This window comes from Amycolatopsis sp. lyj-90 (assembly GCF_046549035.1).
In the GTDB taxonomy this organism is placed as follows: Bacteria; Actinomycetota; Actinomycetes; order Mycobacteriales; family Pseudonocardiaceae; genus Amycolatopsis.
The window spans coordinates 648,178-668,969 of record NZ_JAJPWP010000002.1; the positions used below are offsets into that span (position 1 = coordinate 648,178).

The 20,792-nt window shown below is 69.4% G+C and carries 22 protein-coding genes; 18 read left to right on the forward strand and 4 right to left on the reverse strand.

The features are described 5' to 3' along the window. Positions 1–16: 16 nt before the first annotated feature. Together ACLJPX_RS08725 and ACLJPX_RS08730 are read right to left on the reverse strand one after the other, a co-directional pair. Positions 17–1,168, reverse strand: coding sequence for a hypothetical protein (locus tag ACLJPX_RS08725; RefSeq protein WP_410599592.1), 1,152 nt, complete (start codon positions 1,166–1,168; stop codon positions 17–19). A gap of 91 nt (positions 1,169–1,259) precedes the next feature. After that, entirely contained in the window at positions 1,260–1,736 is a 477-nt protein-coding gene (locus ACLJPX_RS08730; protein WP_410599593.1) for a helix-turn-helix domain-containing protein, read from the reverse strand. Between the two features lie 418 nt (positions 1,737–2,154). Between ACLJPX_RS08730 and ACLJPX_RS08735 the strand changes: the two genes are divergently transcribed. The 6 genes from ACLJPX_RS08735 to ACLJPX_RS08760 are packed head-to-tail and all read left to right on the forward strand — an operon-like array spanning position 2,155 to position 6,339. Further along, positions 2,155–2,505, forward strand: a complete 351-nt coding sequence (locus ACLJPX_RS08735; RefSeq protein ID WP_410599594.1) for a hypothetical protein — start codon at positions 2,155–2,157, stop codon at positions 2,503–2,505. Between the two features lie 31 nt (positions 2,506–2,536). Continuing rightward, positions 2,537–2,959, forward strand: coding sequence for a nuclear transport factor 2 family protein (locus ACLJPX_RS08740; protein WP_410599595.1), 423 nt, complete (start codon positions 2,537–2,539; stop codon positions 2,957–2,959). A 27-nt stretch (positions 2,960–2,986) separates the two neighbouring features. Next, a complete protein-coding gene (locus tag ACLJPX_RS08745; protein ID WP_410599596.1) occupies positions 2,987–3,769 on the forward strand; it encodes a tyrosine-type recombinase/integrase in 783 nt (260 codons plus the stop codon). Positions 3,770–3,829: 60 nt separating this feature from the next. Next, positions 3,830–4,546, forward strand: a complete 717-nt coding sequence (locus ACLJPX_RS08750) for a FadR/GntR family transcriptional regulator (RefSeq protein ID WP_410600026.1) — start codon at positions 3,830–3,832, stop codon at positions 4,544–4,546. After that, positions 4,543–5,295, forward strand: a complete 753-nt coding sequence (locus tag ACLJPX_RS08755; RefSeq protein ID WP_410599597.1) for an SDR family oxidoreductase — start codon at positions 4,543–4,545, stop codon at positions 5,293–5,295. Before ACLJPX_RS08750 ends, ACLJPX_RS08755 begins: the two co-directional genes overlap by 4 nt. 15 nt (positions 5,296–5,310) lie before the next feature. Beyond that, complete coding sequence (locus ACLJPX_RS08760) at positions 5,311–6,339, forward strand: L-idonate 5-dehydrogenase (RefSeq protein ID WP_410599598.1); 1,029 nt, start codon at positions 5,311–5,313, stop codon at positions 6,337–6,339. Here ACLJPX_RS08760 and ACLJPX_RS08765 read toward each other — a convergent pair. Continuing rightward, positions 6,336–7,328 carry a LacI family DNA-binding transcriptional regulator gene (locus ACLJPX_RS08765; protein WP_410599599.1) on the reverse strand — a complete coding sequence of 331 codons (993 nt, stop codon included), beginning with the start codon at positions 7,326–7,328 and terminating at the stop codon, positions 6,336–6,338. The genes ACLJPX_RS08760 and ACLJPX_RS08765 overlap by 4 nt on opposite strands. 144 nt (positions 7,329–7,472) lie before the next feature. On the opposite strand from ACLJPX_RS08765, the gene ACLJPX_RS08770 reads away from it, so the two are divergent. The 9 genes from ACLJPX_RS08770 (at position 7,473) to ACLJPX_RS08810 (ending at position 16,515) form a co-directional block, all read left to right on the forward strand. Further along, a complete protein-coding gene (locus ACLJPX_RS08770) occupies positions 7,473–8,615 on the forward strand; it encodes a cupin domain-containing protein (RefSeq protein WP_410599600.1) in 1,143 nt (380 codons plus the stop codon). Further along, positions 8,612–9,316, forward strand: coding sequence for an alpha/beta fold hydrolase (locus ACLJPX_RS08775; RefSeq protein WP_410599601.1), 705 nt, complete (start codon positions 8,612–8,614; stop codon positions 9,314–9,316). Before ACLJPX_RS08770 ends, ACLJPX_RS08775 begins: the two co-directional genes overlap by 4 nt. 11 nt (positions 9,317–9,327) lie before the next feature. Further along, positions 9,328–10,644, forward strand: coding sequence for a histidinol dehydrogenase (gene hisD, locus ACLJPX_RS08780; protein ID WP_410599602.1), 1,317 nt, complete (start codon positions 9,328–9,330; stop codon positions 10,642–10,644). After that, complete coding sequence (locus tag ACLJPX_RS08785; protein WP_410599603.1) at positions 10,641–11,405, forward strand: SDR family NAD(P)-dependent oxidoreductase; 765 nt, start codon at positions 10,641–10,643, stop codon at positions 11,403–11,405. The genes hisD (ACLJPX_RS08780) and ACLJPX_RS08785 overlap by 4 nt, the downstream gene beginning before the upstream one ends. Next, positions 11,402–12,151, forward strand: a complete 750-nt coding sequence (locus ACLJPX_RS08790; protein ID WP_410599604.1) for an HpcH/HpaI aldolase family protein — start codon at positions 11,402–11,404, stop codon at positions 12,149–12,151. The genes ACLJPX_RS08785 and ACLJPX_RS08790 overlap by 4 nt, the downstream gene beginning before the upstream one ends. A gap of 203 nt (positions 12,152–12,354) precedes the next feature. Beyond that, complete coding sequence (locus ACLJPX_RS08795; protein WP_410599605.1) at positions 12,355–13,275, forward strand: carbohydrate ABC transporter permease; 921 nt, start codon at positions 12,355–12,357, stop codon at positions 13,273–13,275. Then, positions 13,272–14,156, forward strand: a complete 885-nt coding sequence (locus ACLJPX_RS08800) for a carbohydrate ABC transporter permease (protein ID WP_410599606.1) — start codon at positions 13,272–13,274, stop codon at positions 14,154–14,156. The genes ACLJPX_RS08795 and ACLJPX_RS08800 overlap by 4 nt, the downstream gene beginning before the upstream one ends. Beyond that, positions 14,153–15,511: an ABC transporter substrate-binding protein gene (locus tag ACLJPX_RS08805; protein WP_410599607.1), complete on the forward strand. Its 1,359-nt coding sequence runs from the start codon at positions 14,153–14,155 to the stop codon at positions 15,509–15,511. The genes ACLJPX_RS08800 and ACLJPX_RS08805 overlap by 4 nt, the downstream gene beginning before the upstream one ends. 2 nt (positions 15,512–15,513) lie before the next feature. After that, positions 15,514–16,515 carry an ester cyclase gene (locus tag ACLJPX_RS08810; protein WP_410599608.1) on the forward strand — a complete coding sequence of 334 codons (1,002 nt, stop codon included), beginning with the start codon at positions 15,514–15,516 and terminating at the stop codon, positions 16,513–16,515. 6 nt (positions 16,516–16,521) lie between these two features. On the opposite strand, the gene ACLJPX_RS08815 is transcribed toward ACLJPX_RS08810, so the two are convergent. Further along, positions 16,522–17,418 (reverse strand): LysR family transcriptional regulator, encoded by an 897-nt coding sequence (locus tag ACLJPX_RS08815; protein ID WP_410599609.1) that lies wholly within the window; start codon positions 17,416–17,418, stop codon positions 16,522–16,524. A gap of 71 nt (positions 17,419–17,489) precedes the next feature. On the opposite strand from ACLJPX_RS08815, the gene hisD (ACLJPX_RS08820) reads away from it, so the two are divergent. From hisD (ACLJPX_RS08820) to ACLJPX_RS08830, 3 genes are read left to right on the forward strand one after another with little or no spacing between them, the layout of a single operon-like run. Further along, a complete protein-coding gene (hisD, locus tag ACLJPX_RS08820) occupies positions 17,490–18,803 on the forward strand; it encodes a histidinol dehydrogenase (protein WP_410599610.1) in 1,314 nt (437 codons plus the stop codon). Next, on the forward strand, positions 18,803–19,978 hold the full coding sequence (locus ACLJPX_RS08825; RefSeq protein ID WP_410599611.1) for an ester cyclase: 1,176 nt from the start codon (positions 18,803–18,805) through the stop codon (positions 19,976–19,978). The genes hisD (ACLJPX_RS08820) and ACLJPX_RS08825 overlap by 1 nt, the downstream gene beginning before the upstream one ends. Further along, a complete protein-coding gene (locus tag ACLJPX_RS08830) occupies positions 19,975–20,790 on the forward strand; it encodes a nitrilase-related carbon-nitrogen hydrolase (RefSeq protein WP_410599612.1) in 816 nt (271 codons plus the stop codon). Before ACLJPX_RS08825 ends, ACLJPX_RS08830 begins: the two co-directional genes overlap by 4 nt. Positions 20,791–20,792 lie beyond the last annotated feature (2 nt).

Sequence of the window (20,792 nt, forward strand, 5' to 3'; positions counted from 1 at the left end):
CCGGTGGCCGGACCACTCAGGTTCGGACGTTCGAGGGGGGAACACTTCCGTCGAGGGGCACGTCCACCTTTCTCAGCCAGGCCCGCAAGCGCAGCAAGCGCGTGCACAGATCCGGGATCTCACCGGCCCGGACCACGCTCGGGAAGCCGGGGAAGACGACTCGCATCTCCCGGACCCCGCGTTCGCCGAACACGACGGAGCCGCTCTCCTCCACGAGTACGCCGTCTTGTTCGGCCCAGTCCTTGTTCATTGCCACCGCCTGGTCCAGGCGAAGGCCCGGGGGCAGGTCGAGGGTCAGCGTCCGTCCGCGCACGCGCACGGGATAGCCGCCCGGAAACCCGTGCGGTCCCGGCAGACTCGTCCGTATCTCCGCTCCGGTGAGCAGACCGGTGAGCAGTTTCGCCGTCACTTCACCGTTGACGAAGTTCAGCTCGGAGCGGGCCGTGGCCCGCTGACGTTCGAGCAGCGAAGTCACCCAGCGGACCGGGGTGCCGTCCAGCCAGGCCACCGCTTCGTCCTCTTCGGACTCGGGCCGCCGCAGGTGCCGGTGGTGGCCGACGACCCGGAGACAGACGCCCTTTTCCGGCCGTAACGCCTCCTGGAGCGACGCGGCGATCAGCGCCACGTTGCCCACCCCGCAGAACACCGGCAGCCCCAGCGCTCTGAGCAACGGGTTCACCGCGTCGGGAAGGCTCGCGTTCAGGAACAGGGGCGGAGACTCGACCGCGGCAACCGCCGACGCCACCTCGATCGGGATGGCCGCCTGCAGGGGCAGTGTCACCCCGGCCCCAGCCCGGGTCATCAGGTCCGTCCACGCCGATCGCGACCGGGCCCGTTCCCAGGGCGACTGCACCGACGCGCAGTTCACCACGATCCCCGGCCGGGTGTGCCGCAGGAGCGAGGCGAGGAAATCGGCCCGGTAGCTGTTCAGCGGCCGGGAAACGAACCGGACCGGCCGCCCGGCCGAAACCGCCCGGGCGTCCGCGACGTAGCAGAGTTCCGCGGCGCTCGCCGGCATCCTCGACACGATCGTCACCACGGATCTCGTGGTGCACTGGCCTGCCAGCGAATACGCGATGGACCGCGCCAGCGACCCGCTGCCCAGTATCACGATGTTCGATTCCGTCATCGAGGCCACACCCAGCCAGGCGAACCCTTCACCGTCCATCGGACACCTATTCGGGAAACGCCGGCCGGAAAGGCCATTGATAGCCGTTGCCTTGGCCGACCATCGAGGAATTCCATCGATTCTCGCGCACTCACCGGGAAGCGCCGTTTTTCAGATGACCGACCAACTCCCCGGATTCCAGGCCGCAGAGCCGGGCCAGGTTCTCGACGGCCGAATCGGACAGGTCGACCAGCAGGTCCTCGTCCGCTCCCATATCACGCAGCCGCAGTTCCGCCCAGGCGCGAACCGGGCGCAGCTTGACCGATTTCGCCGTGCTCACCTGCCGGAGACTGATATGCAGGATCTTGGCGTCGCCCGCCATTCTGCGGCGCACGCGCGCCAGCAGTTCGTCCGGAGAGATGCCGAGGACGGCGCACAGTTGCATCAGGCGGACGACCGAGCACTGGCGGGTACCGAGTTCATAGGTGGCCAGGGTCGGCAGCCCCAGTTCCAGACCTGAGTCCTGAAGCCGTCGCTGCAGTTGCCTCCGGGTCCAGCCGTTGCCCCGGCGGACCTTCCTCAACTCCTCGCCGAGGACACGCCCGCAGTACCCCGCGTTCATGGTCATCTCGCTCGATCTGCCTTTCGAAACCTCGATGGGTATGACGACATGACGCCGGAGAGGCGACACGGACAAAGGGGAACAAGAGTGCCGAGCATGATTCCGCGCACTGTCTTCGCGGATCACGGCGGGAGCATATCGAGAAGCCGACCTGTTTGATCTTGACCAGAGATATCATAGGGATTCCGCGACCACAACCGAAGCGAGGAGCCGACTTCGGACTATTGAGAATCCCGATGATTCGATCGAAGTTCGGCTACGGCAATGTGACCCGATCGGGGTATTGTCACCCGCGATAAAAGAACCGTAATTTGCGAAGTGCGGCACCACTCGACGAAGTGGCTGTCACGCCCCTGGATTTGCCCATGGGCGACGCTCCCCCTCGACGTCCATGGGCAAATCCACTTTCTCCGCCATATCCCCGATGCCGGTCTTCGGCGAGGAGGACTTCCACGTGCGCATCGCACCGCGGGCGGTGTCCGTCCTGATCCTGGCGGCCGTCCTCGTACCGGGAACGGCCGAAGCCGGAACGGCCACGACCGAGCCGTCCTGCACCGCGTCGCTCAGCGAGCCTCTTCCGCAGAGCAAGACGATGTACTGCACCGAACCCGCCGACGGGACGTTCCGCGCGACCGTGATGTGCCTTCACCGGCTGTTCCCGCAGAAATCCGAATTGGTCGTCTCCAGCGGACCGTTCCGCGCGTTCACGTACGAGACCGTGCAGTGCCCGAAGGAATTCCCGTACGCAGGCGAAGTCACCTATTTCGTGAACTGAGCAGCGTGCCGAAAGCGAAAGCAAAGGAGCCATGAACCACGTGACACCCGAGGTGCGCAAGGCGATCGCCGAACTCAACGCCGCCCTCGCCAGCGCGCTCGACCACGAGGAGTTCGAGAGGCTCCGGAACGTCTTCCAGGCCGACGTCCACTACGCGGCTCCGGACGGCGAGTTCACCGACCTCGACTCCCTCATCACCTCGTTCCACGCCAAGGCCGGCAGCCGGAGCATCCGCTACGTGCCCGGCAGCATGCTGCTCGAAGCCCGGAACGACCACACCGTCATCGCCGTGTCCACCTGGCACACCTTCACCGGCGAAGCCGGGACGGGCGCTTGCCTCATCGCCGACTTCCTCGACCTCTACCTGGAACAACCGGACGGCGACTGGCTGATCGCGGAACGGGTCGTGCAACCCGCCGGCCAGGATCCGCCACCCTCCGTTCGCGGGCTCTGAAACGGCGAAACGATCGGTCGGCGGAAAATGCACAAGCTCGAATACCAACGCGGTCGCAGACCGACGGTGGTGCCGGAGGAATTCCACGCGGCGTTCGAGGAATACACGAAGAACATCGCGGCCGACGGCCCTTTGGACAAGAAGACCGTGCGCGTGTACTGCTCACGGGTAAGGCAATTCCTGGCGTGGCTCGGCGAAACCGGTGTCACCGGCGAACGGCTGACAGATCCCGACGTTCGCGACCGGGCGATACTCGGCTATCGCTCGTATCTCCTGACAGTGAAGAACCAGAAACCCTCGACGGTGAAGGCGTATGTCGTCGCCATCGACGACTTCTTCCGCGAACGCACCCCTGGCCGGGCCATCAGGCGCCGCCGGAATCTCACGGACATCGCCTCGGGCGGCTTGTCCGATCGGACCCGCGCACTGTGGTTGTACGCGACCGAACGCGCCCCCGCCCGTGGCAAAGCCTTGGCGTGCACCGTGTATTACGCGGGGTTGCGGGGCAACGAAGTGGTCGCGCTCGACGTGGCGGACGTCTGCCCCTTCGCCGACGAGGGTGTCTTGTTCGTTCGTTCCGGCCGTGACCGGGTGATCCCCCTGCATCCACGACTGCGCGCCGCACTCGACGACTGGCTGGCCGAGCGGGCGACCTGGCCGGGCGCGGACGAGAACCCCGCGCTCTTCCTGAACCGCCGCGGCGGCCGGTTGTCCTTGCGCAGCGTCTACAACGAACTCAAAGCGATCGCCGAGAGCGCGGGACTCGAACTCGGCCGCATCGGCCGCCTGGTCCGCCCACAAGACGATTGAGCACCTTGCCCTTGGTTTAAGTATGATTTATCGTACTTAAACCAAGGAGGTGTCGTGACGATGTCAACGGGATCGGACGGGCTGCACGCTCAAGTGGTCGACGCGATCGGCGGCCGCATCGCGACCGGCGAGTTCGCGGTCGGCTCGGTGCTGTCCACCGAGCGGATCGAACAGGAACACGGCGTCTCGCGTTCGGTGGTGCGGGAGGCCCTGCGCACGCTCACCGTGCTCGGAATGGTCCGGCCGCGTCATCGGATCGGCACCACGGTGCTGCCCGTCGCGTCGTGGAATCTGCTCGACCCCAAGGTGATCGCGTGGCGTGCCCACGGCCCGGACTCCCAGCGGCAGCTCGACGAGCTGCTCACGCTGCGCGAGGCGCTGGAGCCGGTCGCCGCGCGGCGCGCCTCCTCGGGACAGGACGAGGAGACGGTGCGAACCCTGCGCGAGTCCCTCTCCCGGATGAAAACCGCCTTCGAGGCGGGGAAACCCCACGACTTCATCGCCGCGGACACCGCGTTCCACGAAGCACTGCTGCGCGGCGCGGGCAACGACGTGCTCAGCCAGCTCGTGCAGACCGTGCTCGCGACCCTGCGGGCCAGATACGCGGGTCACCACTGGTTCAGCGACGACACGGCCGCGTCCTTGATTCGCCACGGAGAACTGGTCGACGCCGTGGCCGCGGGCGATCAGGCGCTCGCCGAGACCGTGTCCCGCACGCTCGTCCGCGAGGCCCGCTCCGAAGTCCTCGGCGACGCCGAGGGAAAGGTACGGAAATGACCCAGTTCGATCTGACCGGACGCCTCGCCCTGGTGACCGGTTCCCGGCGCGGCATCGGCCGCGCCATCGCCGAAGCCCTCCGCGCCGCCGGCGCACGCGTGGTACTCAACAGCCCCGACGCCGACCAGCTGAAGGCCGCGGCCGCCGGACTGGGCGACGATGTCCTCACCAGTGCCTTCGACGTCGCCGACAGCGACGCGGTGGAAGTGGCCCTGAGCCGGCTCGTCGACGAGCACGGTTGTCCCGACATCCTGGTGAACAACGCCGGCATCCAGGTGCGCGGTCCCCTCACCGAGCTGCCGGTCGAGGACTGGAAACGCGTCGTCGACGTCGACCTCACCAGTGCGTTCGTGGTCGGCCGCACGCTCGCCAGGGACATGATCGCGCGCGGCAGCGGCAAGATCATCAACATCTGTTCCGTGCAGAACCATCTGGTACGGCCGACGACGGCGCCGTACGCGGCGGCCAAGAGCGGCCTCGGCGGGCTGACCCGGTCGATGTGCGCGGAATGGGCCCGTCACGGTATCCAGGTCAACGGCCTGGCGCCCGGCTACATCGACACCGAGCTCAACGCGAGCCTCGTCGCCGACGCCGAGTTCACCGACTGGATCACCCGGCGCACCCCCGCGGGCCGCTGGGGCGTGACCGGCGACCTGACCGGGCCCGCCGTCTGGCTGGCCTCGGCCGCGTCGGATTTCGTGAACGGCCAAGTGATCTACGTCGACGGCGGACTGACGGCGGTGATCTGAATGACCGTGACGGCGATGGGAAGGACCGTGACCGTGCTCGGCGCGGGCCGCCTGGAGATCCAGAGCCGGGCCGAGGTACCGCGCGGCCCGGGGGAAGCGCTGGTCGACGTCGTGTACGGCGGTATCTGCGGTTCGGATCTCCACTACTGGCGCCACGGTGAAGTCGGCTTGTCCGTGCTGGCCGATCCGATGGTGCTCGGACACGAGGTCGCCGGCACGGTCCGCGAGGCGGCGGCCGATGGTTCGAGTCCCCCGGCGGGTACCCCGGTCGCCGTCCACCCCGCGCAGACCTGCGGAACCTGCCCGCCTTGCCGTGAAGGTCGCGAGAACCTGTGTCCCCACCTGCGTTATCTCGGCAGCGCGGCCCGCCGCCCGCATACCGACGGCGGGTTCGCCGAGCGACTCGTCGTGCCCGGGCATCGCCTCGTGCCGGTCCCCGCGGGCTTGGACCTCCGGGTGGCGGCACTCGCCGAACCGGCGTCGGTGGCCGCCCACGCGCTCACCCGCGCCGACGTCCTGGCCGGTGGCGTGCGCGGCAAGCAGGTCCTGGTCACCGGCGCCGGCCCGATCGGCCTGCTGACGGTGGCGCTGGCGATCGTCCGGGGCGCGGCGGAGGTGACCGTCACGGATCTCCATCCGCGGCCGTTGCGGACGGCCGGGCGGATCGGTGCCACGCGAACGGTGACCGCGGGCGAAGAACTCCCGCCCGCCGATGTGGCCTTCGAGTCTTCCGGGGCCCCGTCCGCGATGGCGGCGGCGCTGGGCGTGCTCCGCCCCGGTGGGACGCTGGTCCAAATCGGACAGTTGCCCGGCGGAGGCGTCACCGCACCCTTGCACGTGACCGTGCAACGCGAACTGGTGATCTCGGGCTCCAGCCGGTTCGCGGGCGGGATGGCGGGGACGCTGGCGACCCTCGAACGGCACCGGGAACTCTTCGAGCCCATCGTGTCCGCGGAGTTCCCCGCCGAACAGGCGGTGGAGGCTTTCGCGGCGGCTTACGAACCCGCGAGTTCGAGCAAGGTACTGCTGCGCTTCGGGTCTTAGGTATGGCTTGAGGTTCCGCGAAACACGATCTCCGGGGTGAAGACCTCTTTCCGCGGCGCGAGTCCGGGATTGTCGATGCGTTCGGCGAGCAGCCGCGCGGAGGTGCGGGCCATTTCGTGCAGGTCGTGCCGCACGGTGGTCAGGTCGAACGATTCCCAGCCCGCCATGGGGATGTCGTCGAAACCGATCAGGGTCAGCTCCTCCGGGATCCGGATCCCGTGGCGCAGCGCGGCGTTGAGCGCGCCGATCGCGATGACGTCGTTGCCGCAGAACACCGCCGTCGGCCGCGGCCGCAGTTCCCAGAGGGCGGCCAGCGCCTCGTAGCCGGTGCCGAAATCGAAGGGGCCCCGGCGGATGTACTGCTCGGGCAGCGCGACACCGGCTTCCGCGAGCCCCAGCCGGAAACCGAGTTCGCGGTCCCGTCCGGTGGACGTGTCCTGCGGGCCGCCGATCATCGCGACGTCGCGGTGGCCGAGCCGGACCAGGTTCTCGGCGACCAGTCCGCCGCCCTTGCGGTTGTCCACGACCGCGCTGTCGGCGGGGACGTTGTCCGCCTCACGGTTGAGGAAGACGAAGGGAAGACTGCGGCGGCCGAGTTCGTCGGGCAGTGCGGAATCGAGGGTGGCGGTGGCCAGGACGACGCCGTCGATGGAACGGTCCAGCAGGCGCTGGGTGGCGATCGCGGATTCGGTGCGCTCGGTGAACAGCATCATGCGGTAGTCGAGCCGCTCGAGCTCGTCGTGCAGCGGGCCGACCAGATGCGGGTAGAACGGATTCGTCAGATCCGAGATGACCACGCCGATCCGGCGGCTGCTGCTGGTGGACAGGCTGCGGCCCGCCTCGCTCGGCACGTAGTTCAGCGCCTGCGCGGCCTGGCGGACCCGGTCCAGCGTCGTCGACGTGACGCGCGGATCCCCGCGCAGCGCGCGGGAAACCGTCGCCTGGCTGACCCCGGCCAGCCTCGCCACGTCATGGCTGGTGATCGCCATCGCCGCCCTCCCCCGTTCGATGCTGCATACGCAGTGTAGAACACCGGCGCCCGCTTGCTTTGACTGATGCATCGGCGAATTCCGCATTGACATCATCGAGGCCGACTGCTGCAATGACTACGTATGCAAGCCAAGGAGGCCCTCATGCCAGACACCGACCGACAGGTGTCCGAACAGGAGTTGCGGCAGCGCACGATCCGGCGCGGCGACTTCGTTTCCTGCGCACAGGCGTTCATCGACTGCCGCACGCCGGGTTCCGATCGCAAGGAGAACTACTCCATGATCGGCCCGGGCGTCACGCAGAACGCCGACCAGGTGGTCAACCTGCGGGAGGCGCACGGGTTCAACATCGGTGCCGCCGCGATGCCGAACGGCATCACCAACAACCTGCACCTGCACTTCACCGCCGAGGTCTTCCTGTGCTTCCGCGGCGAGTTCCTGCTGCGCTGGGGCGCCGACGGCCGCGACGGCGAACTGGTCCTCCGCGAGGGTGACATCGCGTCCCTGCCCACCTGGATCTTCCGCGGCTTCACCAACATCGGCCCGGACGACGGCTGGCTGTTCACCGCGCTCGGCCACGACGACACCGGCGGCATCATCTGGGGCCCCTCGGTGCTGCGGGAAGCCGAAGGACACGGCCTGTTCCTCACGGCGGACAACACGCTGATCGACACGGTCGCCGGTGACGAGCGGCCACCCGAGGACGAACTGGTCAAACCGCTGGACTCCGACCAGATCGCCGGGCTCCGCACCTACACGGCCGAGCAGATGCGGTCCAGGATCGCCGCGACCGGGGACCTCGTCTGGTCCAGCGAGCCGTTCCTCGACAGCAAGCTGCCCGGCGGTGGCGCCGAACTCGCGCTGGCGATCGGCTTCGGCATGACCGAGGACCACGACCAGCAGCCCCGGATCTTCAACCCGCACGGCCACAACATCGCGTGGCTGCGGGCCGGACCGGGACAGGGCATGCGCGCGCACCGCCACGGGCAGACGCAGGTGCTGATGGTCAAGGAAGGCGAGTGGGAGGTCACGCTCAACCTGCACGACGAGGTGTCGGTGCGGCTGGGGCCGTGGGACCTGCTTTCGGTCCCCGCCGGGGCGTGGCGTTCGCTGCGCAACGTCGGCTCCGGGACCGCCAGCATGGTGGTGGTCAACGGCGGGGACGGCCGTGTCCGCCTGGAATGGGAGGACGAGGTGGTCAAGGCCGCCGCCGACGACGAGGGCGTCGCCGTCGACCACGACGGTTACCTCGCGCCGTACGCGCTGGTCCCCCGGCCGATCGGATGACACCGCCGACCGTGCTGGTGCCGGGGATGCTGTGCGACGCCGGGATCTGGGACGGCGTGCGCGACGGACTCGGCTCCGGCGTGGTGGACGTGGCGATCACCGCCGGGGACGTCGGCGCGATGGCCGAGCAGGTCCTCGCCGCGGTCCCCGGACCGTTCAACCTGGTCGGGCTCAGTCTGGGGGCCATCGTCGGATTCGAGGTGCTCCGCCGCGCCCCCGAGCGGGTCGTCACGCTGTGCGCGATCTCCACCAACGCGGGCGCTCCCCGCGCCGACCAGCGGGAGAGCTGGCTCGACATGGCCCGCTCGACCACCGCCGGGTCGTTCGACGCCGTGGTGCGCGAACGGATCCTGCCGACCATGTTCGCCGAGTTCCGTCCTTCGCCCGAGCAGGCGGAGGCCTTCGTGGACATGGCGCACCGCGTGGGCCCGGCGGTGTTCCTCCGCCAGCTGGCCGCGCAGGCGACCCGGCGGGACCAGTACGCCGAACTGGCCCGGCACCGGATTCCCGCGCTGGTGGTCGGCGGCGGACGCGACGTCCTGTGCCCGCCCGAGTTCCACGAACGCCTGGCCGGCGCCCTGCCGCTGGCCGAACTGAAAGTGCTGCCCGCCGCAGGTCATCTCCTGACCTGGGAAGCGGGCGGCGAACTCGCCCCTTTGCTGCGGGCCCATCTCCACGACCATTCCCCGAATCCGGCCTAGGAGGCCCGAGAATGCCCGAAATCCTGAAGGCTCCCACCGCGAACGAGATGCCGGGAGCGAACCTGGCCCAGGTCAAGGCCACCGTCTCGGCGATCATCGAGGACATCCGCACCCGCGGCGACGAGGCCGTCGCCTCGTACTCGCAGATGTTCGACCAGTGGTCGCCCTCGTCGTTCCGGCTCTCCCCCGAGGAGATCGACCGGATCATCGCCGGGGTCCCCGCGCAGGTCATCGACGACATCCGCTTCGTCCAGCGGCAGGTGCGCACCTTCGCCGAGCACCAGCGGCGATCGCTGGGCGAGTTCGAGGTCGAGACGCTGCCCGGTGTCCGGCTCGGGCAGAAGCAGGTGCCGATCGCCGCGGCGGGCGCGTACGTGCCGGGCGGTCGTTATCCGCTGACCGCGTCGGCGCATATGACGATCGTGACCGCGAAGGTCGCCGGCGTCGCCCGGGTGGCCGCGTGCACGCCGCCGATCCGCGGCGAGATCCCGGCCGCCACGGTGGCGGCGATGCACCTGGCCGGGGCGGACGAGATCTACCTCCTCGGCGGGGTGCAGGCGGTCACCGCGATGGCCGTCGGCACCGAGTCGATCCCGCGGGTGGACCTGCTCGCGGGCCCCGGAAACGCTTATGTCGCCGAGGCGAAGCGGCAGCTCTTCGGCGAGGTGGGCATCGACCTGTTCGCCGGGCCGACCGAGGTGCTGATCATCGCCGACGAGACGGCGGACCCGTTCGTCGTCGCCGTCGACCTGCTCTCGCAGGCCGAACACGGCCCCGACTCCCCCGCCGTGCTGATCACGACGAGCCGTCCGCTGGCGGCGGCGGTGATCGACCACGTCGAACGGCTGCTGCCCGGGATGCCCACCCGGGACTTCGCCGAGCCCGCTTGGCGGAACCACGGTGAAGTCGTCCTCGTCGGCTCCGTCGAGGAGGCGTTCAGCCTCGCCGACGACTACGCCAGCGAGCACGTCCAGGTGCTGACCGCCGAGCCTCGGCTGGCGCTCGACCGGATGACCCAGTACGGCGCGCTGTTCCTGGGGCCCGGCACCTGTGTGTCCTACGGCGACAAGGTGATCGGCACCAACCACGTGCTGCCGACGCGCGGCGCCGCCCGCTACACCGGCGGGCTCTGGGTCGGCAAGTACCTCAAAACCGTCACCTACCAAGAAGTCACCACCCCCGAGGCCAGCGCCGCGCTCGGCGAGGTGTGCGGCCGGGCGGCCAGGATCGAGCTGTTCGAGGGACACGCCCGTTCCGGCGACGTCCGGGTCGCGGCCGCCGGCGGTCCCCAGCCGTCGTGGCGGCCGGAGATCGAGGCGAGCCTGTGAGCACCGGACCGGCCGGGCGGACCGCGCTCGTCACCGGCGGCGGCTCGAACCTGGGCCGCGCGATGTGCCTGGCACTGGCTCGGGACGGCGTGCGGGTCATCGCCGTCGGACGGCGACGGGACGCGGTCGCCGGAACCGTGCGGCTGCTCGCGACGCCGGGGCGTGCCGAGGTGGTCGACGTCAGCGACCCCGGATCGGTGCGGGACCTGGCCGCGACACTCGCCGACGAGCACGTCGACGTCCTGGTCAACAACGCCGGCGTGCCCGGTCCGGTCCGGAATCTGGTCGATGTCGAGCCGGGTGAATGGGACGACGTCTTCGCCGTGAACGTCCGCGGGACGTACTTGATGTGCCGTGCCTTCCTGCCGCCGATGGTGACCGCCGGGCACGGGCAGGTGGTCAACGTGGCCTCGGTCAGCGGCAAGCGGCCGCTGACCGCGCGAACTCCGTACTGTGCCTCGAAAATGGCGGTGCTGGGGCTGACGACGACGCTGGCGGCGGAGGTCGGGCCGTCCGGTGTCCTGGTCAACTCGCTCTCGCCGGGGCCGGTGCGCGGACCGCGGATGGAGCGCAATTTCGGTCTGGAGGCCGAACGCGCCGGGATCACGGCCGCGCAGGCGGAGGAGGCGTTCGTCTCCCGCGCCGCGCTCGGGCGCATGGTCACCGAGGAGGAGGTCGCGACGGCGCTGGTCGCGATGCTGGGCATGCCCGGTCTGTGCGCGGCCGACATCGACCTTTCGGCGGGGATGGTGGCGCGATGACCGGCCTCAAACAACTGCTGGCGGCGGGCCGCCCGGTGACCGGTGTCCTGCTGCGGATGCCCGCCGTCGGGCTGGTCGAACTCGCCGGGGTGGCCGGGCTGGACTTCGTGCTCCTGGACTGCGAACACGGTCCCGCCGACACCGAGCAGGTGCAGCACCATCTCAACGCCGCCGACGCCCATGGCCTGGCCACCCTGGTCCGGGTGGGCGCCGACGAACCGGCGCTGGTCCTGCGCGTGCTCGACCTCGGCGCCCAGGGCGTGGTGGTCCCCCACGTCGACACCGCCGGGCAGGCCGCCGCCGCGGTCCGCTCGGCGCACTATCCGCCCCTGGGCGAACGCGGTTTCGCGAACTACAGCCGCGGCGCCGGTTTCGGCTCCCGTTCTCCCGCCGAACATCTCGACCGGGCGAACGCGACGACACTGGTGATCCCCATGCTGGAGACGGAAACCGCCGGTGCGAACGCCGCCGCCATCCTCGCGGTGCCCGGCGTCGACGCGGTCATGCCCGGCCCCGCCGACCTGGCCGTCTCGATGTCCGTCTCCGGCGATTCCGGGAAACAACGGGTCGACGCCACGATCGCGGAAATCGGCGAGGCGGCCGAGCAGGCGGGCAAACCGGTCCTGCGCATCGCCGGGTCCCCCGAGGCGGCCCGGGAGACCGGGTCACGGTTCGTCGTCTACAACCTCACCCAGGTCCTCCTGGACGCGCTGAAAGGGCTGACGATCGCCGCGGCCGATCGATGACATACGAATACCACTAGGTCCACGACTTCTTACGCACCTCCTGTGGGCACCTGCAGCTTTTCCGTTCCAAACCTGTTGCGCCGGTCATGAATACGCATACACTCGGCCGATCGCCGCACTGACCGCAGAGGAGTGCTTCCCGTGCGACCCCCACCGCATCCGTTCCCACCACCGCCGGACCAGCCGGGCGGAGGTGGTCTGTCGTGACGACCACGATAAGTCCGGCACGGCCTGCCCGCTCGCGGCGATGGCGCGAGCGGGCGGCCGCCTATCTGCATCTGGCCCCGGCGCTCTTGGCGATCGTGCTCACCACGGTGTACCCGCTGGTGTCCGCGCTGATCACCAGCTTCCGCCACTGGCGGCTGAACGAGACCAGGGAGCCCGGCGAGTTCGTCGGCTTCGATCAGTACCAGCGGGCGTTCACCGACGCGACGTTCTTCAACAGCGCCTGGGTCACCTTGCAGTACACGGTGATCTCGGTGGTGCTGTCGGTCGGCATCGGCCTGCTCATCGCTCTGGTGCTCAACCGCCCCGGCAAGCTGAGCGCGCTGACCAAGGCACTGCTCATCCTCCCCTTCGCGGTCGCGCCCGCGCTGAAAGGCTTCTCCTGGCGGTTCATGTTCAACCCCGATTACGGGGTCTACGACCAGATGCTCGGCACCGTTCTTCCGTTCACCGACGGCGTCAACTGGCTCGGTGACCCGTTCTGGGCGATGGTGGTGCTGGCGATGACCGAGGTGTGGGGCTGGGCCCCGCTCATCGGGTTGATGCTCCTCGGCGGGCTCGGGTCGATCTCGCCGGAGATCCGCGACGCAGCCCGTGTGGACGGCGCCAACCACTGGCAGGAGTTCTGGCGGGTGACCTTCCCGCTCCTGCGGCCACTGCTGCTGATCATCGTGTTCCTGAAGGCGGTCTTCTCGGCGAAGGTGTTCGACCAGGTCCTCACCACCACCGGCGGCGGACCGGGGCGCGCCACCGAAACACTGAACTTCTTCGCGTACGCCCAGGGATTCACCTTTCTCGACATCGGTTACGCCTCGGCGATCTCCTGGATCATCGTGCTCGTGCTGGGTGTCCTGGCGGCGCTGTACCTGATCTCCATGACCCGGCAGGAGGCGAAATGACCGACCTCGCGGTGCGCCCCGCGCCCCCGATCACCACCCCGCCGCCGCCCGCCCGTCGCGACCCCCTTTGGCGGCGGGCAGGCGGGATCCTGCGGACCCTGACGACGCTGGCGATCCTGTTCTTCGTACTGTTCCCGGTGCTGTGGCTGGGATTGACCGCGTTCAAACCCGCGGCCGAGGTGTTCACGACGTCGGTGATCTTCGCTCCGACGATGGACAACTTCGCCGAGATCCTGGGCGGTGCGAGCGATCTGAGCGCGTCGCTGCTCAACAGCGTGCTGATCGCGGTGGCCACGACGCTGATCTCGATCCCGCTCGCCCTGCTCGCGGCGTACGGCTTCTCCCGGTACCGCTTCCCCGGTCATCGGGCGATGCTGCTGGCGATCGTGGCGACGCAGTTCATCCCCGGTGTCGCGATCGCCCTGCCGTTCCTGACGTTGTTCCGGTCACTGGGCCTGATCGACACGCATATCGCGCTGATCGTGGTGAACCTGTCGCTGGTCGTTCCCTACATCACCTGGCTGCTCAAGGGTTTCGTGGACGGGCTGCCGATCGAGATCGAGGAGGCCGCCCGGCTGGACGGCTGCGGGCAGCTCACCCTCCTGTGGCGGGTGATCACCCCGCTGGCGGCTCCCGGGATCTTCGTCAGCGTCGTGTTCTCGTTCCTGTTGTCGTGGAACGAATTCCTCTTCCCGACCTTCCTGGCCAGGACCGAGGCCAGCACGCTGCCGGTCGCGCTGATGACCCTGGTCCAGCCCGAAGGGGTGGCCTGGGGCCCGATGGCGGCGGCGGGTCTGCTCGTGATGGTGCCGATGCTGGCACTGTCCTTTTTGGTGCGTAAGCACTTCGCCCAGGGTATGACGATGGGAGCGGTGAAATGACCAGGTTCCGCAAGGCGGGCGCACTGGCCGTGAGCGCGCTGCTGGTGCTGAGCGGGTGCGCGGGGGCGCCCGCGCGCACCGACCTGGTGTCGCAGCTGCGGTCCGGGCCGGTCGACGAACTCGGCCTGGTGACGGGGAAACCCTACGACGGCACTCGTCTCCGGCTGCTCAGCTGCTGCAAAACGGCCGCCCAGTTCAGTGCCCTGCAGAAGCGCACGGCCGACTTCACCGCGCGCACCGGCATCACCGTCGAATGGGCGAACATCCCGTACGAGTCCTATCTGCAGAAGATCGTCGCCGAGAGCGCGGTCGGCGGCGGGACCTATGATCTGGTCGTCTGGCCGGACGCCTACGGAGCGTCCGCGAAGGTCGGCTTGCAGCCCCTCGACGGCGCGCTGGCGCGTTCGGGCCTCTCGATCGACGACTTCCCGCCGCCGTTCCAGCAGGCCGCGCGCGCGGGTGACAAGGACGCCGTCTACGGCATCCCGTTCCGGGGCTTCTCCTACAACTACTTCTATCGCCGCAGCGAGTTCCAGAAGCTCGGGATGACCCCGGCGCGGACGTGGGCCGAACTGGACGGACAACTCGAGAAACTCCGTACCGCACAGGACAAGTACCCCGTGGCCGGGCAGTACGGCCGCAGCGGCGGGCAGAACCTGTACACGTGGCTGTCGATGCTCTGGAGCAACGGGGCGGACGTCTTCGACGCCGCCGGCGAACCGGCTTTCGCCACCCCGGCCGGTATCGAGGCCACCGAGCAGTACATCTCGATGCTGCGGCGCGGGCACAGCCCGCCGGAATCGACGAACTGGTCCGAGACCGATTCCACCCAGTCGTTCGAGCAGGGGCGCAGTGCCTCGGTGTTCACCTGGGCCTGGCAGATGGACGACTTCACCGATCCGGAGAAGGTCAAACCCGAGGTCTCGCAGGACATCGGCGTGGCACCCATGCCCGGCTGGCCCGGCAGGACCACGGTGTCCTACGGCTTCACCTGGCTGATGGGCGTGCTCGACACTTCCGAGCACCAGGGCGCCGCGTGGGAGTACCTGAAGTGGGTCACCCATCCGAAGACCGAACGCGCCATCGCGCTCGACAAGTCGGATCCCAAAACCGGCAACAGCATCGTGGCGCACACCTCGAACATGCTCGATCCCGAGGTCAACGCGGCCAACTTCGGCCTCCCCCGGCTGCAGGAATCCTCGCTGCGCACCGCGAGGACCGTGCCGATGACCATCGACTGGCCGCAGATCCAGGACGCGCTCGAAGTCGCCGTCAACGAGATGGCGCACGGGGCCGCCGTGCCCGCGCGGCTGGCGGCGTTGTCCGGCGAGATCCGCGACCTGGTCCGGCGCTGACCATGGAACTGGAGAAAATCGCCTACGCGCCGTATGACGGGCCGGAACAGTTCATCACCGAGTGGACCGACCGGATCTGGGTCGAGCGCGGCATCGGCCTGATCCGGGAGAACTACGCGGCCGACGCGATCGTGCACGGTTCCTCCGGCACGGTACGGGGAGCCGAACCGGTGGTGCGCTCGACGCTGATGAAGATCAACGCCTTCCCGGATCGCGTCGGGCAGGCCGCCGACGTGATCTGGGAACCGCGTGGGAGCGACGCGTTCCTCAGTTCACATCTGGTGCTGAGCGCCGGGCGGCACACCGGGCACACCGCCTACGCCGCTCCCACCCACCGCGAGTTCAGCTCGTACACCATCGCCACCTGCCTGTACCGGCGCGGAGTGATGGAGTACGAGTGGGTCGTGCGGGACGAAGGCGCCGTCGTGCAGCAACTGGGGCTCGATCCCTACGAGGTCGCTCGGCGGACCGCGGTCAGCGAATGGGCTGCTCAGGCCCACGAACCGTTGCCGCGTCCCGTGCTCGAAGCGGGCGACACCGGTCCCCGGCCCGATCTCCACCGGCGGTACTGCGCTCTGGTGCTGGAGTTGATCGAAGAGGTGTGGAACCAGCGGATGCTGCACCGGACCGGGGAGTACGTCGCCCGCGACGTCACCGGCCATCTGCCCCGGCACCGCACCGTCGTCCGGCCCGACGGCTACCAGCGCGGCCTGCTCGAACTGCTGGCGCCGTTCCCCGACGCGCGGTTCGAGGTGCGCGACATCGTGGCGCACGACGAACCCGCGAGAGGCGGTGTGCGCGTCGGCGTGGTCTGGTGGCTGCGCGGGACCTACGGTGGCACGCCCGTGCATGGCCCGGTGACCGGCTCCCCCGTGACGGTGCTGGGCTCGTCGCAGTTCCGGTTCCGCGACGGGCGCGTCGTCGAAGAATGGCGGGTGTACGACGAAATCGCCTTGCTCGCCCAGATCGCCCGCGCGCGAGGGGACGAACCGACGGGCGACTGAGTCCGTTCAGCGCTGGTCCAGCAGCATCTGCCGGGCCATTCTCGCCAGCTCGCGGCTCGCCGGGGACAGCACCTCGGACCGCCGCTGGACCAGCGCGATGGTGTCGTACAACGGCTGGGCGAAAGGCACCGTGTGGACGCCGTCCGGACGGCTGGAACTGATGGCCACCGCACGCGAGACGATCGTGTCACCGACCCCTCGCGCCACCAGCGACAGCGCGGATTCGACGTGCTCGACCTCGATCCACGGCGCCAGGGTCACGCCCGCGAGCTGCGCCCGTTCGGCCAGCTGCCGCCGGGTCGGATCGGTCCAGCCGTAGTGGGCGTCGTAGAGGATCAGGCGCGCCTCCGCCAGCCGCTCGATCGTGATCGGCTCGGCGGCCCGTGCCGGATCGGCGCTGACGTAGAGCACCTCGTCCCGCAGAAGCGGGGTGACCGTCAGGTCGTCCTGCTGGACCGGCAGCACCACGAGCCCGGCTTCCACGGTCCCCGCCGAGACCGCGGCGGCGACCTCCACCGAGTTCAGCCCGATCAGCCGGATCCGCACGTCGGGATATCGCTCGTGGAACTGCTGCGCCAGATCCGAGAGCAGGTAATAGGCCGCGTTGCGCAGCAGGCCGAACGTGGCGACGCCGCCCTGCAGCGACCGCACCGACCGGAGGGCCTGCTCCCCGCCGTCGGCCGCGGCCACCGCCTGCTCGGCGAACGGCAGCAGCGCCGTGCCCGCCGACGTCAGCACGAGCCGCCGGGGACCGCGGCTGAACACCGCCGCCCCGTGCTCGTCCTCCAGTTTGCGGATCAGCTCCGAAACCGACGCCTGCGAGACGCCCAGAGCGCGCGCAGCCGCGCTGAACGACCCCAGCCTCGCCGCGGCCAGGAAGGCGCGCAGCTGTCGCAAAGTCATAGGAAAACCCTATACCAAGCACTAGATCTACCCTGGTTGTCCTGTGCTTCGAAGTGACTTAGCGTCGGGCCATGCGATTGAGTCCTTCCACTCCGGCCCAGCTCAGCGGCTCCTATCACGTACTCAAAGCCGCTGCGGACCGTCCTCCCGCCCAGCGCGATCCGGCCGTCGTCGAACGGGTCTCCGCGATGCTGAGCGACATCGAGCGCAACGGCATGGACGCCGTCCTGCGCTACGCACGCGAACTCGACGGCACCGAAAGCCGCGACGTCGAACTCACCGCGGCCGATCTCGAACGCGCCGGGAACGCCCTGTCCGGAGAGCTGCGCGACGCCTTGGCCCTCGGTTCCGAGCGCACCTCCGCCTTCGCCCGGCAGCAGCGATCCCGGCTCACCGACTTCGAGACCCAGCTCGCTCCCGGGCTGACCACCGGAGTGCGCTACGTGCCGGTCAACAGCGTCGGCGCGTACCTGCCCGCCGGCCGCTTCCCCCTGCTCGCGGGGGCCTTCATGACCATCGGCGTCGCCAAGGTCGCCGGGGTGCCGTCCGTGCTGGCGAGCACGCCGCCGAGCCGCGGTGGCAGTGCCGACCCGGCCGTCCTGCACGCGGCCCGGCTGTCCGGGGCCGACCGGGTCTTCGTCCTCGGCGGCGTGCAGGCGCTGGCGGCGCTCGCCTTCGGACTGCTCGGCGAGCCTCCCGTCGACATGCTCGTCGGCGCGGGAAACGCCTACGTGGCCGAAGCGAAACGGCAGCTCTTCGGGCGGGTGGCCATCGATCTGCTCGCCGGACCGTCCGAGGTCGCCGTACTCGCCGACGAGACCGCCGATCCCGTCCTGGTCGCCGCCGATCTGCTCGGCCAGGCCGAACACGGCCCCGACTCCCCCGCCGCGCTGGTGACCACCTCCCGGCGGCTGGGCGAAAACGTCATCGACGAGATCGACCGCCAGCTCGCGGACCTGGCCACCGTCGACATCGCCGGTCCGGCCTGGGCGAACCACGGATCGGTGTTGTGGGCGTCGGATCAGTCCGTCGCCGCCCGGTTGATGGACGATCTGGCGCCGGAGCATCTCGAACTGCAGACCGCCGACGACGAGTACTACCTGAAGACGCTGCGCAACTACGGCTCGCTGTTCATCGGCCGCTGGAGCACCGTCGCCTACTCGGACAAGGGCATGGCGGGCACCAACCACGTCCTGCCCACCGCGGGCGGCGCCAAGCACAGTGCCGGGCTTTCGGTGTCGCGGTTCCTCAAACCCCTGACCTACCAACGGGTCGAGCGGCTGGCCACGCCGGAACTGGCGGGCGCCGTCGAGGTCATCTCCGCCTATGAGGGCATGGCCGCCCATCGTGCCACCGCCACCTTGCGTAAGGAGTACCAGCAGTAATGGCCGAACAGGAAAAGAAGGCGGCGCGGGACACGGTCGCCGGTACGGGCAGCCCCGGCGGGACGACCGCCCCCGGCCGCCGCACGATGCCGACCGATTTCGGCATCTCGCTGCGCCCCGGCTACGGCGCCGACGCTCCCAACGTCACGCCGGGCACACGGCGTCAGCCGATGCGGGGCTTCGAGGAGACCTACAGCGACATCGTCGACTACATCGTCCGGATCACCCATCGGATCTGGGAGGACCAGGACGTGGGCTACATCTACGACACCTACAGCCCCGGCTGCCGGCTTTACGACGACAGTGGTCACGCGTTCGGGGTGGAGCAGCTCGTCGGCGGGACGATGCAGGGCATCAACGCCTTCCCCGACTGCCGCCACTACGCCGACGACGTCATCTGGGCGGGCAACGAGGACGAAGGATTCGTGACCTCGCACCGCGCGATCAACATCGGCCACCACACCGGGCCGTGGCGGTGGAGCGCGCCGACCGGAAAACGGCTGCACACCTGGGTGATCGCCAACTGTGTGGTGCGGGAGAACGAGATCTACGAGGAGTGGGTCCTCTACAACCTCGCCGCCAAACTGCAGCAGCTCGGGATCGACGTGCCGTCGGCGGCGCGCGCCTTCGGCAACGACAACGGGTTCGTCCCGCTCGGCGACCGCGTCAGCACCGAACCCGACCGGCTGGCCGGTGGCCGCAAACCCGCGCTCTACCCGGCCGCGGACCCCGGCAAGGCCGATATCGAACACCTCGTCCGCGCGCTGTTCCACGACACGTACAACCGCCGGGACCTCACCGCGATCGACCGGGCCTACGCGCCGGGCGTGCGCTGGCACGGCACCACCAACCGGGTCGGCCACGGCCGGTCCGACGTCCGCGCCGCGGCCCGGAACCTGCTCGCGACCTTCCCCGATCTCGGGGTCCAGGTCGACGAGGTCTACTGGCAGGGCAACCCGGCCGAAGGATTCAGCGTGTCGGCGCGCTGGTCCGGCACCGGAACCCACCGCGGCTACGGCATGTACGGCCGCCCCACCGGACGGCGCGCCTACCTCTGGGGCATCTCCCAGCTCTACTTCGCAGGCGGTCAGATCGTCGAGGAATGGTCCCTGTTCAACGAATTCGACGTCCTGGCGCAGCTGTTGCGCGACGACCCGCCGCCGCAGCTCACGTGACGCTCGTGTGGTGCGCGCCGGTGACCCCGGTCATCGGCGATCACGAGGGCAACCGTCACCGCGTCCTGGCGGCGATCAGCGACGCGGTGACGGAAGGCGCGCGGGTGGTCGTCCTGCCCGAACTGGCCACCGGCGGCTACGTCTTCACCGACGCCGGCGAGGCGCGCGCCGCCGGAGTCGCCGCCGACGACCCGATGTTCACCGGCTGGGCGCGGGCCGCCGGTGCGGCCGTGGTCGTCGGCGGCTTCGCCGAACTGGGCAGGGACGGGCTGCTGTACAACAGCGCGGCGCTGGTCGACTCCGGCGGTGTGCGCGCCGTCTACCGCAAAACCCACCTCTGGGACCGCGAGAAACTGTGGTTCACCCCCGGCGCCTCCGTGCCCCCGATCATCGAGACGGCCTATGGCCGCATCGGCCCGCTGATCTGTTACGACCTCGAATTCCCTGAAATGACCAGGAATCTCGCCGAACGCCGGGCCGATCTGATCGCCGCCCCGGTCAACTGGCCGCGGGTGGACCGGCCCGGCGGCGAGCATCCGCCGGAAACGATCATCGCCATGGCCGCGGCCCGCACCAATCGCCTGTGCGTCGCGATCTGCGACCGCGCCGGAACCGAACGCGGCGTCCGGTGGACCGGTGGCAGCACCGTCGTCGACGAGCACGGCTGGCCGCGGGGACCGGTCACGGAAATCGATCTGAGGCGCGGGCGGGACAAATGGCTCTCGCCCCGCAATCACGCTCTCGACGACCGGCGGCCGGACCTCTTGAGCGGCAAGGAGGACGGTGGGATGCCGCTGGTGCGGGGGTCGTGAAG

Coding starts and splice junctions, on each gene's coding strand:
- ACLJPX_RS08725 (WP_410599592.1), bottom strand. CDS start 1,168: ATGGACGGTGAAGGGTTCGCCTGGCTGGGTGTGGCCTCGATGACGGAA.
- ACLJPX_RS08730 (WP_410599593.1), bottom strand. CDS start 1,736: ATGACCATGAACGCGGGGTACTGCGGGCGTGTCCTCGGCGAGGAGTTG.
- ACLJPX_RS08735 (WP_410599594.1), top strand. CDS start 2,155: ATGCCGGTCTTCGGCGAGGAGGACTTCCACGTGCGCATCGCACCGCGG.
- ACLJPX_RS08740 (WP_410599595.1), top strand. CDS start 2,537: ATGAACCACGTGACACCCGAGGTGCGCAAGGCGATCGCCGAACTCAAC.
- ACLJPX_RS08745 (WP_410599596.1), top strand. CDS start 2,987: ATGCACAAGCTCGAATACCAACGCGGTCGCAGACCGACGGTGGTGCCG.
- ACLJPX_RS08750 (WP_410600026.1), top strand. CDS start 3,830: ATGTCAACGGGATCGGACGGGCTGCACGCTCAAGTGGTCGACGCGATC.
- ACLJPX_RS08755 (WP_410599597.1), top strand. CDS start 4,543: ATGACCCAGTTCGATCTGACCGGACGCCTCGCCCTGGTGACCGGTTCC.
- ACLJPX_RS08760 (WP_410599598.1), top strand. CDS start 5,311: ATGGGAAGGACCGTGACCGTGCTCGGCGCGGGCCGCCTGGAGATCCAG.
- ACLJPX_RS08765 (WP_410599599.1), bottom strand. CDS start 7,328: ATGGCGATCACCAGCCATGACGTGGCGAGGCTGGCCGGGGTCAGCCAG.
- ACLJPX_RS08770 (WP_410599600.1), top strand. CDS start 7,473: ATGCCAGACACCGACCGACAGGTGTCCGAACAGGAGTTGCGGCAGCGC.
- ACLJPX_RS08775 (WP_410599601.1), top strand. CDS start 8,612: ATGACACCGCCGACCGTGCTGGTGCCGGGGATGCTGTGCGACGCCGGG.
- hisD (WP_410599602.1), top strand. CDS start 9,328: ATGCCCGAAATCCTGAAGGCTCCCACCGCGAACGAGATGCCGGGAGCG.
- ACLJPX_RS08790 (WP_410599604.1), top strand. CDS start 11,402: ATGACCGGCCTCAAACAACTGCTGGCGGCGGGCCGCCCGGTGACCGGT.
- ACLJPX_RS08800 (WP_410599606.1), top strand. CDS start 13,272: ATGACCGACCTCGCGGTGCGCCCCGCGCCCCCGATCACCACCCCGCCG.
- ACLJPX_RS08805 (WP_410599607.1), top strand. CDS start 14,153: ATGACCAGGTTCCGCAAGGCGGGCGCACTGGCCGTGAGCGCGCTGCTG.
- ACLJPX_RS08810 (WP_410599608.1), top strand. CDS start 15,514: ATGGAACTGGAGAAAATCGCCTACGCGCCGTATGACGGGCCGGAACAG.
- ACLJPX_RS08815 (WP_410599609.1), bottom strand. CDS start 17,418: ATGACTTTGCGACAGCTGCGCGCCTTCCTGGCCGCGGCGAGGCTGGGG.
- hisD (WP_410599610.1), top strand. CDS start 17,490: ATGCGATTGAGTCCTTCCACTCCGGCCCAGCTCAGCGGCTCCTATCAC.
- ACLJPX_RS08825 (WP_410599611.1), top strand. CDS start 18,803: ATGGCCGAACAGGAAAAGAAGGCGGCGCGGGACACGGTCGCCGGTACG.